At 68.4% G+C, this 17,270-nt stretch carries 13 protein-coding genes; 12 read left to right on the top strand and 1 reads right to left on the bottom strand.

What is annotated here, in order from left to right; all coding sequences use genetic code 11:
• Positions 1-9: 9 nt before the first annotated feature.
• Positions 10-1,668 (top strand): phosphatidylglycerol lysyltransferase domain-containing protein, encoded by a 1,659-nt coding sequence (locus tag ABD210_RS19310; RefSeq protein ID WP_344113111.1) that lies wholly within the window; start codon positions 10-12, stop codon positions 1,666-1,668.
• On the opposite strand, the gene ABD210_RS19305 is transcribed toward ABD210_RS19310, so the two are convergent.
• Positions 1,661-1,825, bottom strand: a complete 165-nt coding sequence (locus ABD210_RS19305; RefSeq protein WP_344113110.1) for a hypothetical protein — start codon at positions 1,823-1,825, stop codon at positions 1,661-1,663. The genes ABD210_RS19310 and ABD210_RS19305 overlap by 8 nt on opposite strands.
• A gap of 154 nt (positions 1,826-1,979) precedes the next feature.
• Here ABD210_RS19305 and ABD210_RS19300 point away from each other — a divergent pair, with 154 nt between their 5' ends.
• The 11 genes from ABD210_RS19300 to ABD210_RS19250 all read left to right on the top strand — a co-directional run bounded on the left by ABD210_RS19300 (position 1,980) and on the right by ABD210_RS19250 (position 17,266).
• Entirely contained in the window at positions 1,980-2,645 is a 666-nt protein-coding gene (locus tag ABD210_RS19300; protein ID WP_344113109.1) for a response regulator transcription factor, read from the top strand.
• Positions 2,617-3,717: a sensor histidine kinase gene (locus tag ABD210_RS19295; protein WP_344113108.1), complete on the top strand. Its 1,101-nt coding sequence runs from the start codon at positions 2,617-2,619 to the stop codon at positions 3,715-3,717. Before ABD210_RS19300 ends, ABD210_RS19295 begins: the two co-directional genes overlap by 29 nt.
• 83 nt (positions 3,718-3,800) lie before the next feature.
• The gene (locus tag ABD210_RS19290) at positions 3,801-5,141 is read left to right on the top strand and encodes a right-handed parallel beta-helix repeat-containing protein (RefSeq protein WP_344113107.1); all 1,341 of its coding nucleotides are present in this window, start codon (positions 3,801-3,803) and stop codon (positions 5,139-5,141) included.
• A gap of 258 nt (positions 5,142-5,399) precedes the next feature.
• Positions 5,400-6,023, top strand: coding sequence for a sensor histidine kinase (locus ABD210_RS19285; RefSeq protein WP_344113106.1), 624 nt, complete (start codon positions 5,400-5,402; stop codon positions 6,021-6,023).
• Positions 6,020-6,667: a response regulator transcription factor gene (locus ABD210_RS19280; protein ID WP_344113105.1), complete on the top strand. Its 648-nt coding sequence runs from the start codon at positions 6,020-6,022 to the stop codon at positions 6,665-6,667. The genes ABD210_RS19285 and ABD210_RS19280 overlap by 4 nt, the downstream gene beginning before the upstream one ends.
• Before the next feature lie 74 nt (positions 6,668-6,741).
• Positions 6,742-7,437 (top strand): response regulator, encoded by a 696-nt coding sequence (locus ABD210_RS19275; protein ID WP_344113104.1) that lies wholly within the window; start codon positions 6,742-6,744, stop codon positions 7,435-7,437.
• A gap of 94 nt (positions 7,438-7,531) precedes the next feature.
• The gene (locus ABD210_RS19270) at positions 7,532-8,755 is read left to right on the top strand and encodes a DegT/DnrJ/EryC1/StrS family aminotransferase (RefSeq protein ID WP_344113103.1); all 1,224 of its coding nucleotides are present in this window, start codon (positions 7,532-7,534) and stop codon (positions 8,753-8,755) included.
• Positions 8,752-10,236 (top strand): polysaccharide biosynthesis protein, encoded by a 1,485-nt coding sequence (locus tag ABD210_RS19265; RefSeq protein WP_344113102.1) that lies wholly within the window; start codon positions 8,752-8,754, stop codon positions 10,234-10,236. The genes ABD210_RS19270 and ABD210_RS19265 overlap by 4 nt, the downstream gene beginning before the upstream one ends.
• A 25-nt stretch (positions 10,237-10,261) precedes the next feature.
• A complete protein-coding gene (locus ABD210_RS19260) occupies positions 10,262-11,725 on the top strand; it encodes an RtcB family protein (protein ID WP_344113101.1) in 1,464 nt (487 codons plus the stop codon).
• Positions 11,726-11,751: 26 nt separating this feature from the next.
• Complete coding sequence (locus tag ABD210_RS19255; protein WP_344113100.1) at positions 11,752-15,978, top strand: right-handed parallel beta-helix repeat-containing protein; 4,227 nt, start codon at positions 11,752-11,754, stop codon at positions 15,976-15,978.
• A gap of 28 nt (positions 15,979-16,006) precedes the next feature.
• Positions 16,007-17,266, top strand: coding sequence for a hypothetical protein (locus ABD210_RS19250; protein WP_344113099.1), 1,260 nt, complete (start codon positions 16,007-16,009; stop codon positions 17,264-17,266).
• Positions 17,267-17,270: the final 4 nt, after the last annotated feature.

Genomic DNA, 17,270 nt, shown 5'->3' with positions numbered 1-17,270 from the left:
GGTGGGGGCATGCGAACCCCACCGCCGGATCGGGTGGCGCCCTGGGCGACCGGGCTGGTCGGGTTGCTGGGCATCCTCAGCATTCTCGATGCCACCGTCCCGCCACTGCGGCCCCGGCTGCACGCGATGGCGGAAATCCTGCCTGCCTTCGTTCCCGAGGTCGCGGGCGCCGCTGCTCCCCTCGGCGCGACCCTGGTGATCCTGTCGCGCGGACTGGTTCGGCGGAAGCGCCGCGCCTGGGCCGGCGCACTGATCGCCTGTGCCGGTCTAGCCGTCCTGCACTTCACCGCTCACGAGCCCGAGCAGGCAGCGGCGACGGCGGTCGTGATCGGCCTGCTGGTGGCCGCACGACCAGCCTTCGCCGGCCATCCCGACCCACGAAGCTGGCCGAGGACGGCCTCGACCTTCGTCCTGGCCACCGTCTTCGCGACAATGGTCGGGATCGGTTCCCTGCTGGTCGACCGCCACGCACTCACCCGTTCGCTGAATCCCCTGCAGGTGCTGAACGAGACCTGGCTGGGGTTGGTCGGTATCAGCGGTCCGGCGGCGTTCAGCTCGGCCAGGGTCCAGGGGCGGATCGAGACGACGTTGCTCCTGCTCGGGGTGATGGTCGCGGTCGCCACTCTGACCGTGGCCCTGCGCCCCGCCCGCGGACCGCACCACCTGCTGCCAGCCGAAGCTGAGCAGCTCCGCGAGCTGCTCGGCCGCTACTGCTCGGACTCCTTGAGCTACTTCGCCCTGCGCGATGACAAGTCGGTCGTCTTCTCTCCTTCCGGGAAGGCCGCGATCACCTACCGGGTCGTCGCCGGGGTGTCGCTGGCGAGCGGCGATCCGCTCGGCGACCGCGAGGCCTGGCCGGGCGCGATCGAGGCCTGGCTGACCGAAGCGAAACGCTACGCGTGGATCCCCGCCGTTCTGGGCGCGAGCGAGCAGGGCGCGACCGTCTACCGCCGGCACGGCCTCGACGCGTTGGAGCTCGGCGATGAAGCAATCGTCGACGTCGACGACTTCGCTCTCGAGGATCGCTCCCGGCGGTCGGTTCGCCAGGCGGCCGGCAAGGCGCTTCGTCGCGGCTACACGGTCACCGTGAACCGCGCGGCCGAGCTCCACCCGGTCGAGTTGGAGCGGTTCGCGCACCTCACCGCGGAGTGGCGTGACGGCCAGGCCGAGCGCGGATTCTCCATGGCACTGGGCCGCTTCGGCGATTCGCGCGATCCCGGCACGGTGATCGTCGCCTGTCGCAACGAGGAAGGTTCCGTCGTGGCCATCCTCGCGCTGGTGCCCTGGAACACCGACGGACTCTCCCTCGACCTGATGACCAGATCACCCGACGCGGGCAACGGCGTGGTCGAGCTGATGATCACGCAGCTGCTCTGCAAGGCCCCGGCGCTGGGCGTGCGCCGGGTCTCGCTGAACTTCGCCGTCTTCCGTGCCGTGTTCGAACGCGGCGGCAAGCTGGGCGCAGGCCCGGTACTGCGCTTGTGGTACCGCACGCTGCTGATCGTCAGCAGGTTCTGGCAGATCGAGTCGCTCTACCGCGCGAACGCCAAGTACCAGCCGAGCTGGAACCCCCGGTTCATCTGTTTCCCCCGCGCCCGGGATCTCCCCCGGATCAGCACCGCCGCCCTGCGCGCCGAGGCCTTCCTCAAAATTCCTGGAACTAGCTGAGCGAGAAGCACCCGTCGAACGCCCACAGGGGGTTGATCACCGAGGTGCCGTCGACGTCGACGACCGTCGGGCTGCCGTTGAGGTCCGCGGGCCCGTCCCCGTCGGCAGTGAAGCACCCGTCGGCCTTGACGTTGATCCAGTCGGTCGGCGCCGACACCCGCTGAGTCTCCGAAACGTCACGCCTCGTAGGCATGGGTGCTTGACGCTGGCCGAATCTCCGCCACAAACCACGGCCACCCCCTATCGTGAGCCGCGACGGCGACGGACAATGGCCGCCGGGAGTGAAAGGTCATCATCCTGAGGGGGGCACGATGACCAAGATTCTGATCATCGACGACGCGCCGGATCTGCTGAGCTTCGTCAGACGGGCGCTGGAGACCGAGACCTATCAGGTCCTGACCTGTACTGACGGGCTGGACGGCATCCGGCTGGCACTCAGCGAGCGACCTGATCTGGTCATCCTCGACCTGGTGATGCCGGGAGTGCACGGCGAAGCCGTGCTGTCCGCCCTGATGGCACAGGACCGCTCGCTGCGGGTGATGATCCTGTCCGCGACCGGTAACGTCCAGCTGCGGATCGCCTGCCTCGAGCAGGGCGCGGTCGACTTCCTGGCGAAGCCGTTCGCGATCCGCGAACTGCTCGCCCGGGTTCGCAGCAGACTGCAGGAGGACACCTCGAAGCGCCGCAAGCAAACGCTCCGCGTCGGCAACCTGGTGCTCGACCAGCAGGCCCGACTGTTGCTGGTGGACGGCGAACCGACACCGCTGTCGAAGCGCGAGTTCCTCCTGTTGCTGCATCTGATGCGGAACCCGGACGCCGTCTGCTCCCGGCAGGAGCTGCTCTCGGAAGTCTGGGGCTACGACTTCGACCCGACCACGAATGTGGTCGACGTATGTATCGGCAGACTGCGCGCCAAACTGCGGTCCGACCTCATCCTGACGGTGCGAAGTGTCGGTTATCAGCTCCAGAGCGCCTGACCTCGCCGAGCCGGCCACGGTGCCGACCGCCGTCGTCCGCCACCCATGGACAGGTCTGGTGGTCGACGTCGCGCTCGCTGTCTTCGTGGTCGCGATGATGATCCTGATGCTGGCGCTACCCGGACACGAGTCCGGGCCGTTCCACTTCATCTTCTTCGGGCTGGCGCTCGCCTACGGCTACCGGGTGTGGCCGGTCGCACCGACGGTCGCGGTGATCCTCGTGATCAGCCTCCCGAGCGGCTGGCTGCTGGTGAGCCATGCCGAGGAGGGCTTCATCGCCCGGGCCCAGTTGGCCGAGATCCCGGTGATGCCGTTGGTGATGCTGGCCATGGTGTGGCACGCCCAGCGCCGTGTGACGGCTCTACGTCAGGTCACGGAGCTGGCCCGCCTGCAACAGGCGGGGGTCGACCGCGAGCGCGAGTTCTTCCGCGACGCCTCCCACGCGATCCGTGCTCCGGTGACGATCGCCCGCGGTCATCTCGAGCTTGCGGCGATGACAGCACTGCCCGACCAGGTGCAGGCAGACCTGTCCGTCGCCCTGACCCAGCTCGAGCGGATGTCCGCGCTGTCCAACCGCCTGCTTGCGCTGGCCCGGCTCGACACCGGTTCGGCTCTGCGACGACAGCCCACCGATCTTGCCGAACTCGTCAGGGAACTGGGGGACAACTGGCGCAGCAGTGCCGGCCGGCGCTGGAGCGTGAGCAGCGAGGAGACGGGCATCTTGCTGGTCGACCCGGAATGGCTCGCGATGGCCGTCGACGCGCTGCTGGAGAACGCCGTGCACTTCACGGCGGACGGCGATGCCATCAGCCTGACCTGCCGGGTTCCGCAGACGACATGCACGATCGTCGTGGCCGACTCGGGGGCCGGGATCGGCTCCGAGGACCTCGGAGCTGTCTTCGACCGGTTCTGGCATCGGATGCCCCCGAACGGACCGGAGGGCACCGGCCTCGGTCTATCGATGGCGCACGCGGCCGCGACCGCGCACGGCGGTTCGCTCACGGTGCGGAACGCCGTTGAAGGTGGTGCGATCTTCGAGCTCACGATCCCGAGAACCCGGCAGGCCGGATGAGGTCCCGGGCTCAGCTCGCCGAACCAGGACGGCTACGTCGTTTGCGCGATGTGATGGGATCTGCTCGCTTCTAGCCTGAAAGGATGAAACGAACCAGGATTTCCGGTTTGTGCGCCCTGGCCTTACTACCGGCCGGAATTCTGGCGTTCCCATCGCTCGCGCACGCCGCGACGACCTCCCTGTACGTCGACAAGACGGCGGCCGGCTGCTCGGACGCCGGCCCGGGGACCGCGACGGCGCCGTACTGCACGGTGGCGAAGGGCGTCAGCAAGCTGGCCGCCGGGTACACCCTCTTCATCGGGGACGGCACCTACGGCGAGACGATCAAGCCGGTGGTGTCGGGAACGGCCGCCGCCCCGGTAACGATCACCGCTTGGCCGGGTCGTAGCCCCTTGATCGTCGGCTCGACCTACTTCGGCGCGAACATCTCCGGCCGAAGCTACCTGACGCTCAGCGGCCTCACCTTCGCCGGAACCGTTGCTGATGGCATCTATGTGGTGAACGGCGACCACCTCACCATCACCGGCAACACGGTCTCGGGCGCCGGCCAACCGGTCAAGAGCCACACGGCTCCCGGAATCAGCATCCGCGGCGCCACCTCGTCGGTGGTGAGCGGCAACTACTCCCACCACAACAACGGCACCGGCATCCTGCTCACCGCCGGCGCCACCGGCATCACCGTCGAGGGCAACACCGCGAGCTTCAACGCGGAGGGGTTCCAGCGCAATGCCAACGGCATCAACGTCGTCAGCCCGGGCAACTCCGTGCTGCGCAACGTCACCCACGACAACGAGGACTCCGGCATCCAGTTCTACACCGGCGGCAACAACAACCTCGCTGCGCTGAACGTCACCTACAACAACGGCGATCACGGGATCGACAACCTCAACGTCACCGGTGGCCGGCTGATCGGCAACACGGTCTACCGCAACTGCACCACTGGCATCAATGTCGAGGGCACCTCGGGCGATTACCAGGTGGTGAACAACGTTGCCGTCGACAATGCCGTCTATCCCGCCTACAAGGGCATCGCCTGCGCCCGCCGGGCGGGGAACATCGGAATCTGGGATTCGGCACCGGCCAGCACCACGGTCGACCACAACCTCGTCTGGCTCACCACGACCGGCAAGCTGTACGCCTTCAAGACGACCTACACCTCACTCGCCGCGATGCAGGCGGCGACCCACCAGGAGGCGAACGGCGTGCAGGCGGATCCTCGGTTCGCCGGCGCGGCCGGAGGGAACCTGCGGCTGCTGGCGGGTTCGCCGGCGATCGACCGCGGTGACTCCGGGGTGTCCGGCGCGCAGTCCTCGGACATCGTGGGCAATCCGCGGGTGGACGATCCCTCGACCGCCAATACGCACGCCGAAGGACCCCGGCGGTACGACGATCTCGGTGCCTACGAGTACCAGCCGGGCCAGTAGAACCGAGTCACCCTGAGTGAGAAACAGCCATGGACCGTCAGGCGAACGAATAATGACAGAAAGATGACCGGACCATGACGGAACCGCTCGGACGCCGCGGCTCAGGCACGCGGAAGTCTCTACTGGAGGCCTGAGACCGAGACGTGCGTGCCTGGGGGCCAGGGCGGGATGACCGTCCGTAGCCGATACCGGCGGGGGTGGGCGAGCACGGAGCCGCAGGGGTGACGGCTGACTCGGTGATGACCTGAGGGGGGTCAGATGAACGCTGTCAGCGTGCCTGAATCATCGGACGGAGAGAACTCCGCTACCGAATCGGCGCGACTTTGTCACGACCTGCGGCAGTACGTCGCCGCAGGTCTGCTGCTGTCCACGACCGCACCCGGGCGGGAGCCCGGGGGCCAGCCACTGTCCTTGATTCACCAACAGTTCGAGGCGATCTCGGAACTGCTGGATGCCGAAGGGGGGCACCGGGTGGGGGTGGTCAACCTGACGCGGCTGGTCGCCGAGTGTGCCGAGGTCGCACGAGTGACCTATCGCGCCCCGGTCGTCACCGAGCGGTCCGGTCCCGTCCTGGTCCGCGGCGACCAGGCACTTGTTCGCCGGGCCGTGGGCAACATGCTCGACAACGCCTGCCGTGCCGCCGGCTCGACCGGCACCGTCTCGGTCCAGGTCGAGGTAAACGACGAAAGTGCCCGCGTCGAGGTCCACGACGACGGCGCAGGCTTCGGTGGCATCAGTTCTGGCACCGGCCACGGCCTGCAGGTGGTTGCGGCCGCGGTCCGTGCGTGCCGGGGAAGGCTGGAGATCTCCAGTGGCCCAGGGGTGGGGACGTCGGTGCGGCTTTGCCTGCCTGCGACCCGGCGTCCGGTGCGACCGGCATGAGGCTCGCGGTCTGCGACGAGCAATGGTTGTTCGCCTCAGTGCTGGCCACTGCCCTCGCCCAGCAAGGACATGAGGTGGTCACCATCACCGATCAACCGCTGGTACTCCTGGACGAGGCCGCGAGGCTGGGCCCGGACATCTGCGTGTTGGATGCCGTGACCGGCCCCCCGTCGTTGATCGAGTTCTCCAGGCGATTGCACGCAGTGGACTCCCGACCAGCTGTCATCATGCTGACCGACTCCGGCCACGAGGAGGTCTGGGAGGCGTACGGCGAAGGGTTGCTCGACGGGCTCGTCAACAAGGCCTGCGCGTTCCCGGTTCTGCTGGACGCGATGGACCGGGTCGCGGCGGGCGAGCGAGTCGCGGCGGGCTGGTCGACGCCGGAGCGCAGATCCGCCCCTGCCGCCGTCCTGGACGCGCTGACCACGCGCGAACTGGAGGTACTGCGACTCGTCGTGCAGGGGCACTCCACCCAGACCATGGCCGATCGACTCGGGGTGAGTCGCCATACGATCCGCACCCATGTCCAGCAGGTGCTGCGCAAACTGGGGGTCCACAGCCGCGGCAAGGTCGCCCGGGCCGCAGCGGCTGCCGGACTGGTCGACGTAGCGGCACTGACTTCCGTCCGGCGCCCGCGGCGATGACCGGGGAATTGGCGTCGGCTCGGCCCGAGCAGTCAGCTGAGACTGTGCAGGCGGACCTAGCGGACGATGCCGGGGTGGTCGTTCTGCTCGTGGACGACCATCGCGTGTTCGCGGAAGCTCTGGCCGGGCAGTTGCTGGCCGAGCACGGCATCGATCGCGTAGAGCTGGCCGGCTCGCTCGACGCTGCTCGCGCCTTGCTGAGCTCGGATCGCCCAGATCTCGTGCTCCTCGATCTGAGCCTGGCTGAAGAGTCCGGGTTCGAGCTGCTGACCGAGCTCGCCACCGTCGAGGACGCGCCGACGGCGGTCGTGCTCTCCGGCCACAGCGAACCACGGCTGATCGTCAAGGCGCTCGAGTGCGGCGCGAAGGGCTGGGTGTCCAAGACCACCCGCCTGGACACACTGGTCGACGCCCTGTGGCAGGTCATCGACGGCCAGATGTACCTGGCTCCGTCGACCTTGCAACCGGTGCTGACCCAGCTGCTCGCCGATCTGAACAGTCGCAAGAAGTCCTCCGCCTTCGAGGACACGCTGACTCCGAGGGAACTGGAAGTCTTGCGCTGCTTGGTCTCCGGGATGACCAGGGCCGAGGTGGCCCAGCACCTTTTCCTGTCGATGAACACGGTCCGGACCCACGTACAGAGCCTGCTGCGCCGGTCGGATCAGCACTCCGCACTGGCACTGGTCGCCTTCGCCCGTTCACAAGGCGTGCAAGGCATCGACGAGACCGACAACCCGCACGGTCTCAGCCGGCCCGGATCGTCTCATTGACGTAGCGGTTCTCACCCCGTCGTCGGGCGCGGCCGCGGCGCCGCGGGTCGTAGCGTCGAGGTCATTGCAGGGTGCTCTGAGGGGGGCAAACGGGATGACTACCCGAATCAATGCTGTGCCACGCGCTGTACCGGCTGACGACGTCGCCGTGCCATTCGCGGACTGCTACATCAGCGACGAAGCACAGGCCGCCGCGCTGCGGGTGCTGCGGTCGGGATGGGTGACCACCGGCCGCGAGGTGGTTGCCTTCGAGAACGAGTTCGCGGCTGAAGTTGGAGCAGACCACGGAGTGGCGGTTTCTTCTTGTACAGCAGGGATCGAGCTCGCGCTGCGGTCCTTCGACCTGCCTGCGGGATCGCTGGTGCTGACGTCGACGCTGACGTTCTGCGGTGCGGTCCAGGCCATCTTGCATGCGGGCTTGCAGCCGGTGCTGGTCGACGTGGACATGGAGACGGGGATGCCGACGCCCGCGACAGTGCGGGACGCAGTACGGGCGTTCGGCCGGCCGGCGGCGATGACGATCGTGCACTGGGCAGGCGATCCGGCCGATGTGTCCGCGCTGGCGGATGCAGCTGTGCTGTCGCGCGACCGGGTCGTCGTGGACGCCGCGCATGCGGTCGGCACCTACACCGGCGCGATCCCGGTCGGCTCGGGCTGCGGCGCGACCTGCTTCAGTTTCTACGCCACCAAGAACCTCCCGCTCGGCGAGGGCGGCATGGTGACCACCGATGACCCGGACCGCGCGGAATGGTTGCGGCGGGCCCGTTTGCACGGGATGACCGCGGACGCGTGGCGGCGGTACCTGCCCGGCGGCAAGTGGCGCTACAACGTCGCCGAGGCAGGCCTGAAGGCCAACATGACCGACCTGCAGGCCGCGATGGGACGGGCGCAGCTCACCCATCTGCCGGCCTGGCAACGCCGACGGGCCGAGATCGCGGCCCGGTACGACGAACAGCTCGCCGGGCTGCCGGGGATCCTGCTCCCCCACCGGCCGAGCCCCGCCGACGGTCTGCACGCATGGCACCTGTATCCGGTGCGGGTACAGCCGGCGGACGGGATCGACCGCGACGGCGTGATCGCCCAGCTGGCCGACCGGGCGGTCGGGACCTCGGTGCACTTCATCCCGGTCCACCAACTGTCGTACTTCCGGCGGCACACCTTGATCCCACCGGGCGGTCTGGCCGGCGCGGACGCGCTCTCCGAGCAACTGCTCTCGCTGCCCATCTATCCCCGGTTGTCCGATGACCAGGTCGATGCCGTGGGTGCGGTGCTGGCAGACATCGCCCTCGGGCGATTCTCAAGAAGGGGAAGGCAATGAGTCAGCCTGTGCTGCTACGGCAGAGCGAGACGAACCTGCTGCGGACCATCGTCGTCGGGGCCGGTGAGGCTGGGCTCGCACTGGCCCGCGACCTGCACCGGGTCAGCTCGTTCGGGCTGGATCCGGTCGGCTTCCTGGACGACGACACCACCAAGCAGGGCAGGCGGTTCGGCGGTCGGCGGGTGTTCGGCACCCTGGCCGACCTGGAGCTGGTCCTGGAACGCAACAGGGTCGACGTTGTCGTGGTCGCCATTCCGTCGATGCCTCCGCACGAGGTGAAGCGGCTCGGGCTGCGGGCCGCCGCGCAGGGCGTGACCGTGCTGCACCTGCCGCCGTTCCTGGCGGCTCTACAGCGGCAGATCGCCGGCACCGACATGCGCGCGTTGCAGGTCGGGCCGCTGATCGGCCGGCCGGAGCTGCACGTCGTCAGCCGCGGTGCGGCCGAGGCGATCAGCGGCAAACGGGTGCTGGTCACCGGCGCGGGTGGGTCCATCGGGAGCGAGCTGTGCCGACAGGTGTCCGGCTTCGGCCCTGCCGAGCTGATCATGCTCGACCACGACGAGTCCAACCTGCACAGAACCCAGCTGGACCTGTGGGGCGAAGCTCTGCTGGACACGGAGAGCACGGTCGTCGCCGACATCCGCGACGCCGAACGGATCCACCAACTGTTCCGCGACCACCGGCCGCAGGTCGTCTTCCACGCGGCCGCGCTGAAACACCTGCCGGTGCTGGAACGCCACCCGTGCGAAGGGGTCAAGTCGAACGTCCGCGGCACGGAGAACCTCGTCGAGGCAGCGCTGGCCCACGACGTCGAGCGGTTCGTCCTGATCTCGACCGACAAGGCGGCCAACCCCGCTTCGGTGCTTGGGGCAACCAAGCGACTGGCCGAGCTCGTCCTGGACATTCACCACGGGTCCGGCACCGTGTTGACCGCCGTCCGGTTCGGCAACGTCCTCGGCAGCCGCGGATCGCTGCTGCACGTCGTCCGCGACCAGCTCGCCAGCGGGTCGGAGGTCACCGTCACGCACCCGGACGTCAACCGCTTCTTCATGACCATCGAGGAGGCCGTCGGCCTGGTGCTGGAGGCGGCCCGGATGTCCGACGGGTCCGCAACCTACGTCCTGGACATGGGCGAACCGGTCCGCATCGTCGACCTGGTCAGGAACTTCGCCAACCTGCTGAACGTCCGCGAGGTCACCTTCCGGTACACGGGGCTGCGGCCCGGCGAGAAGCTGACCGAGGAACTGTTCGGCGTCGACGAGGAAGCCTTGCCCACGGACCACCCGCGGATCTCGATGACCCGGCCACAGCGCGCCGTACCGGGATTCCGGGCCGGACTGCGGGAGCTCTACGACGCCGCTTCGCACAACCGCCCGGACGAGGTGTTCCGGCACCTGCGTCGACTGGTCCCGGAGTACAACCCGGCCCCCGGCCTGGTGTCCGCCGTGACCGCGGGCGCGCCCTACCCGGACGACTTCTGACCACCGATACGACTGCGAGCAGAACATGACCACTGATGCCAGGCCATCACAACTCGACGTCCGCGTCCTCGACGGAACCGTCCACACCCCCCCGACGGTCTTCGATGACAGCAGCCTGCTACCGGCTGACCGCGCCACGATCGGGGCGTTGGGTCATCGCGTCGAGGGCGCGGACCTGGCCGCGCCACCCGTCGTGCTGCCCGACTTCCACCACAAGTCGAAGATGGAACTGCCATCCAGCGTCGCCGTCGCAACCACCGGCACGATCCGTCCCGACCTGACCAGCTCGTCGGTGAACTGCGGGATGGCGCTGATCGCGGTCGACTCCGAGGTACCGGACGACAAGGCCGTCGAGCGGTTCATGCGGGCGGTCCGGGAGCGATACCCGTACCCGACCCGCGGCACCCGTGAGCTGTCCCGCCGGGAAGTCGTCAAGGCGGTCGAGAACGGCTCGGAGTTCAGCGTCGACCGGTGGGGGGCCCCGGCCGACGACCTCGAGCGGATCGAGGAGGGCGGCCGGATCGACCTCGAGCGGTACGGCGGCATCGGCCGGCTGGAGGCGGAACTCCCCGGGATCGCCTTCCAGCTGGCCCGGTACCGGTTCGGCACGGTCGGACCGTCGAACCACTTCGTCGAGCTGCAACGGGTGGAGGAGATCCTCGACCCCGACCGGGCGACCAAACTGGGCGTGACCGAAGGCCAGCTGACCATCCAGTACCACGGCGGCGGTGGCGTCTTCACCGGCGAGATCGGGCGGCTGTTCTTCCGCCGCAAGGACTACCCGCGCCAGCTCAAGGCGGTGAACGCGGCCCTCAAGCCGTGGTTCCACCTGCGCTCGGCCAGGTCCTTCGCCCAGCTGAAGGCTCGGTTGAGCCTCTACTTCACCGACGGCTGCGACCCGCTGGACCTGGCCAGTGACGAGGGTCAGCGGTTGATGCTGGCCACCGCAGCGGCGATGAACTACGGCTTCGCCTTCCGTACCGCGACGTACGCCGCGCTCCGGCGGATCGCCGGTGAATCGCTCGGTGGTGCCACCGGCCGGCTGGTGGTCGACTCGCCGCACAACAGTATCTACGAGGAACCGGTCGGCGGCAGCACAGCCGTGGTCCACCGGCACAACTCCTGCCGCGCCTTTCCCGCGGCCATGATGTCGCCCGGAACCACCTTCGCCGACACAGGTCAGGCCGTGCTCCTGCCTGGAACGCACCGGACCTCGAGCTATCTGGCCGTGGCCGGTGACAACGCGGCGGCCAGCCTCTACTCGGCCTGCCACGGCGCCGGCACCGTCGTGTCCGATCTCGTCACGCGCGGCCTGTCGGACAACGACCCGCTCGGCCGGATGACGCGGCGTTTCCGCTACGACGACGGTGCTCCGACCGAGGCCTTCCACTTCGACGACCGCGGCGTGAACGCGGCACTCGACGTCCTCGTCCGGAATGGGCTGGTCAAGCCCGTCGCCCGCATGCGACCCATCGCAGTACTCCACTAACGCTCGTCCCACAAGCAGGAGAGATGATGAACAGACGGCTCAAGCGGCTGGCGGCCGGATCAGTCATGATCCTGGCCGCGCCCAGCCTGCTCGTGGTCACAGGCAGTCCGGCCAGCGCGGTCGGCACCGGCTACTGGGTGAACACCGCGGCGGCCAACTGCAGCGACACAGCCACCGGGTCGGGCACGCAGACCCTGCCGTTCTGCACGATCGCCGCCGGGACCAAGAAGGCCGTCCTCCCCGGCGACACCGTGCACGTTGCTCCAGGCACCTATCGGGAGCAGGTCACCATCGGCGCCTCCGGCACAGCCACCGACCCGATCACCGTGACCGGTGACGGTCCGGGCGTCATCGTCCTCGGCACCCGCGCCCTGAGTGGTACCGCGCTGTGGACGGCAACGTCCACCACAGCCTGGAGTACGCCGTACGCGCCGGCCTCTGTTCCTCGTCAGGTGTTCCTCGACGGACAACGACTCCCCGCAGCCACCTCGGCCACCACCACCACACCGAACAGCTACTTCTACGACGCCACGGCGAAGGTCATGTACGTCGACACGGGTGGCACGAACCCTGCGGACGGCCACCAGATCGAGGCCGGCGCCCAGTCGTTCGGCGTGACCGCGAGCGGCCGGCAGAACGTTGTCATCAGCAACCTACAGATCGTCCGGCCGAATCTCGCCGGGGTCCGCCTGCTCTCGTCGTCGGCGACCACCATCGACCACGTCACCGCGTCGGAGTCAGCCGGCAACGGCATCCTGATCGACACGTGCCCGGGTGGCGGCATCACCGTACGAGCCGCAGCCGTCGACGGATCACTTTCCACCGGCATCAGGCTGGCCGGATCCAGCGGCGTCACCGTAACCGGCTCCACCAGTCACCACAACGGCCTGCACGGCATCGGGTTGTCCACCTCGACCAACAACTTGATTACGGGCAACAGCGCCTTCGCGAACACGTCGACCAGCCCGACCGCCACCTCCGCCGGCATCGACGTGAACACGACCTCGCCCGACAACACAGTCAGCAACAACGTCACGTACCAGAACCAGGACACCGGGATCCAGGTCTACAACGGGTCCCATCGGGCGCTCGTGGCCCGCAACATCTCCTACGGAAACGGCGACCACGGGTTCGACACGCTGTCGTCCACCAGCGTGCGGTACGTCAACAACACGTCGTACGGGAACCGGCGCGACGGCATCTCGGTCGAAGGCAACTCGACCGGCGCCACGCTGGCGAACAACGTGCTGGTCGACAACGGCGTCACCGCGACGGAGTACGACCTCTATGTCGACGCCGGGTCGGTCCCCGGATTCAACGCGGACTACGACACGGCCTTCAACCACAGCACCGCGCCGACCACGAAGGTCGGCGGCGTGATCTACAAGAAGCTCTCCGCCTACGCCACAGCGAGCGGGCAGGAGAGCCGCGGGTCCACGCTCGACCCCGACTTCGTCGCACCCGCATCCGGGGACTTCCGGCTCACGCCGGGCTCGACCGCGGTCGACGCCGCGAACTCGGCCGCCGGTGGATTCAGCTCGACCGATCCCACTGGCGGCGCTCTCGCCGACGACCCGATCGTGCCGGACACCGGCAGCGGCAGCCCGACCTACGCGGACCGTGGTGCGCTGGAGTTCCAGCCCGTCGCGGGTGGGACCAACTACGCGCCGCACGCTGCGCTGATCCTCGACCCCGCGACGATGAGTACTCCGCCGACGCTACCGGTGACCGCCGACGCCAGCGGATCGAGCGACGCCGATCTCAACGGCATCGCGTCGTACACGTTCGACTTCGGTGACGGCACGGTGGTCGGTCCGCAGCCGGGTCCGACGGCGACTCACACCTACGGCAGTACCGGCACCTACTCGGTGACAGTGACCGTGCGGGACGGCGCCGATCTGCCGGACTCGGCGACAGCCCAGGAGATCGTCAGCACCAGGCCGGTCCAGACCTACTCGGTCGAGCAGACCAACACCGCCTGCACCGACATCGGTCCGGGCACCGTGGCCACACCGTTCTGCACCATCGGCGCGGCCACCCGCAAGCTGCTGGCAGGCGATACCGCCCTGGTCGGCCCCGGCCAGTACCGCGAGCAGGTCCAGATCACCAGCAGCGGTGAACCGGCCAACCCGATCACGCTCAAGGCGACCTCACCGAACGCGGTCATCGTCGGCTCGAACGACGTCTCCGACGCCGCCGGCTGGACCGCCACCACGACCACCGCCTGGAAGCACGCGTACGCCGTCGTCCCGGCCCAGGTCTTCCTCGACGGACAACCTATGCCCAAGGCAACGAGTAGTACCACCACCACGTCCGGTAGCTGGTTCTACGACACCGCGGCGGCGACCCTGTACGTCGACACCGGCGGGACCAACCCGGCCACGGGCCACATCGTCTCCGCCGGCGCCCGCAGCTTCGGAGTACTGCTCCGGCAGGTCAGTGATGTCGCCGTCTCAGGCTTCGCGTTCCGGCAGCAGAACTTCAACGGGGTGTACCTGGACCGGACCCAGCGGGTCGCCGTCAGCAACGTCGACGTGGCCCAGGAAGGGGCGCCCGGTGTCACGGTGGATGCCTCCACCAACGCCACGCTGACCGGTGTCCAGTCCTCCTTCAACCTCTCGATCGGGGTTCGGTTCTTCAACTCGACCGACAGTTCGCTGCAGACCTCCGTCAGTCACGACAACCAGTTCCACGGCGTCAGCGTGCAGGGCAGCACGCGGGTGACGGTGGCCGGTGTGATTGCGTATGGCAACAGACGACTGGCGACCCGGATCGCGACCGGCATCGACGTCAGCTCGGGTTCGCAGCAAACCCTGGTCGAGGCGAACCTGACCTATGGCAACGACGACTCGGGCATCGAGTCCTACACCGGCGCCACCGGTACGACCGTCCGGCGCAACGTCGTGTACGACAACGGCGACCACGGCATCGACGACTTCGGCGCACCGGGCTCGGTGGTGATCGCCAACACGGTGGTGCGCAACGCCACCGCCGGGATCAACTTCGAGGGGGGCTCGAGCGGGGCCACCATCCGCGACAACGTGGCGATGGACAACGCCGTCGGCAGCACCAGGACGATCGGTGAGATCAGGGTCGACGAGTCGTCGAGCCCGGGCACCACACTGGACCGCGACCTGGTGTTCCAGACCGCCGCCAACGGGCCGATCTTCGAGTGGGCATCGCAGCCCTACTCGACGATGGCAGCGTTCCGGACAGTCAGCGGTCAGGAGCCCACCGGCAACGCGGCCAACCCTCGCTTCGCGGACCTCACCGGCCGCAACCTGCACCTCACCAGCGCCTCGCCGGCTATCGACGCGGCCGACACCACGCCCGCTGCCTGGACCGCGACCAACCGGGACGGCACGGCACCGGCGGACGACCCGCTGGTCGCGAACACGGGCACCGGACCGATCGTCTTCGCTGACCTCGGAGCCTTCGAGTACGTCGGTCCTGTTGCGAGGGTGACGGCCACGCCGGGCACCGGCTTCGCACCCCTGGACGTCGCGGTGGATGCCTCGACCAGTGCACCACTCGGTGCTCCGATCAGTGGCTACCAGGTTGCCTGCGGCAACGGCACGGCGCTGACGCAGTCGACCGGCACCTGCAGCTACGCTGCGGCCGGCACGTTCACTCCGACCGTCACGGTCACGGATGCGGCCGGTCTGAGCGACACCTGGACCGGAGCACCGGTGGTGGTCAAGCCCAACGGTCTGCCGACCGCGAGACTGACGGCCACGCCTAGTCAGGCCTACCGGCCGCAACAGGTCACGCTGGACGCCTCCGCTTCGTCGGACGCCGACGGACGACCGCTGGCCGGCTACAGCTTCGACTGCGGGAACGGCCAGACGACTGGTCCGCTGACGACGAAGACGACGGTCTGCAGCTACCCGAACGCCGGCACGTTCACCGCCTCGGTGACGGTGCTCGACACCGCCGGCATCAGCAGCCGTGCGACGGCACAGGTCAAGATCCTCGCCGACGTGCCACCGACCGCGGTGCTCAAGCTGAACAAGTCGTCGATCAAGACCAAGCAGTCCGTCATCGCGGACGCCTCGGGCTCGACCAGCGTCGACAAGTCACCGATAGCGACCTATCAGTTCGACTGCGGCAGTGGCGCGGCGAAACCGCCGCAGACGACTCCGACCACCACCTGCACCTACGCCTCGATCGGGCTGTTCACGGTCAAGGTCACGGTGACCGACACGGTCGGCCTGTCCAGTTCCGCGACCAAGGCAGTGCTGGTGCTGCCGTGAACCAGAACAATGGACGAAGGGCGCAACGATGACCATCGAAGAGATGTTCCGTCGGATCGTGCGGGCCCACCTGGGGATCATCCTGGTGTGCATCCTGCTGCCGGTCGCGGTCGCGATCGGGCTGCACGCGGACAAACCCGCGGTCTCCCTGGCCTCGATCCGCCTGCAGGCACTGTCCGGCGCGCCGAAGTCGGCGACCGAGGCCGAGGGGATCAGCAGTCGGGTGCTGGCGCTGGCAACGACACCGAGCGTCCTGGAGGCCTCGCTGAAGGAGGCGGGCGTGCAGCGCGGCGTCGTCGATTTCGCCGCCACCCATGTCGCGGCCCAGCGGCTCGGTGAGTCGTCGATCGTCGAGCTCAGCGTGACCGACCATGACCCGCTCGCGGCCGCGAAGATCGTGTCGGCGCTGGCCGACCGGGTCGCGCTGTTCATGAACAACGGCGACCGCGCCGTGTTCAACGACGCGAAAGCCAAGCTGGACAAGGAGGTCCAGGACGCGGCAGCTCATCGCGACAAGCTCGCCGACCAACTGCGCGGCATCGCCGACATCAACGCCCGGGCGAATCTCCAGACCCAGATCCAGTCCGCGGACCAACTGCTGGCCCAGTTGACCAGCCAGCGGTCCACGCTCGTGGTCGCCGACGCCACCCGCGACATCGTGGTGCAGATCGGGACGAAGCCCGAGGTCGTCCAGGTGAAGTCGGCGCTGCTCCCACAGGCCGCGCTGGCGGTGCTGCTCGGGCTGATCCTGGGCCTGACCGCCGCGGCGATCCTCGAGACGACGCGCCCACGCGTCGCGAGCGTTCGGGCGCTGGCCCACCTGTTGCACGCCCCGGTGCTGGGCAAGTCGACCGAAGAGATCGGCTCACTGCGCAACACGATGGCACTCGCGGCCCGGCGGCAGGGCGTCGACGCGGTGGTGCTGATGGGCGCGGACGAATCGGACACCGACACCGTCAGCCAACTGCTGTTCGCGCTGTCGGGCTTCTCGTCGACGCCACGCAAGCTGAGGAGCACGTCCAGCTCACCGGCAGGGATCGACGAGTCCGGCAGCGGGGTCTTCGAGCTCGACGCGGACGAGGGCGTGCCGTTCGCCAACGTGCGGTTCACCGGGCTGTCGGCAGTCACCCCACAGGACGAGATGACGGCCGGCGTCGTGGTGATCTCGGCCGGGACTGTCCTACTGCGCCGCCTCGACGACCTCGACGACGTACTCAAGGCCGTTCGCTGGCCGGTCCTCGGCATCGTCAAGGGCCCGGCCAGGCGCCGCTTCGGCAGGTTCCTGTGAGCGG

The sequence above is a fragment of the Kribbella alba genome (genome assembly GCF_039529635.1).
In the GTDB taxonomy this organism is placed as follows: Bacteria; Actinomycetota; Actinomycetes; order Propionibacteriales; family Kribbellaceae; genus Kribbella; species Kribbella alba.
Note: the sequence above shows the minus strand (reverse complement) of the source record. Positions and strands in the feature narration are given on the sequence as shown.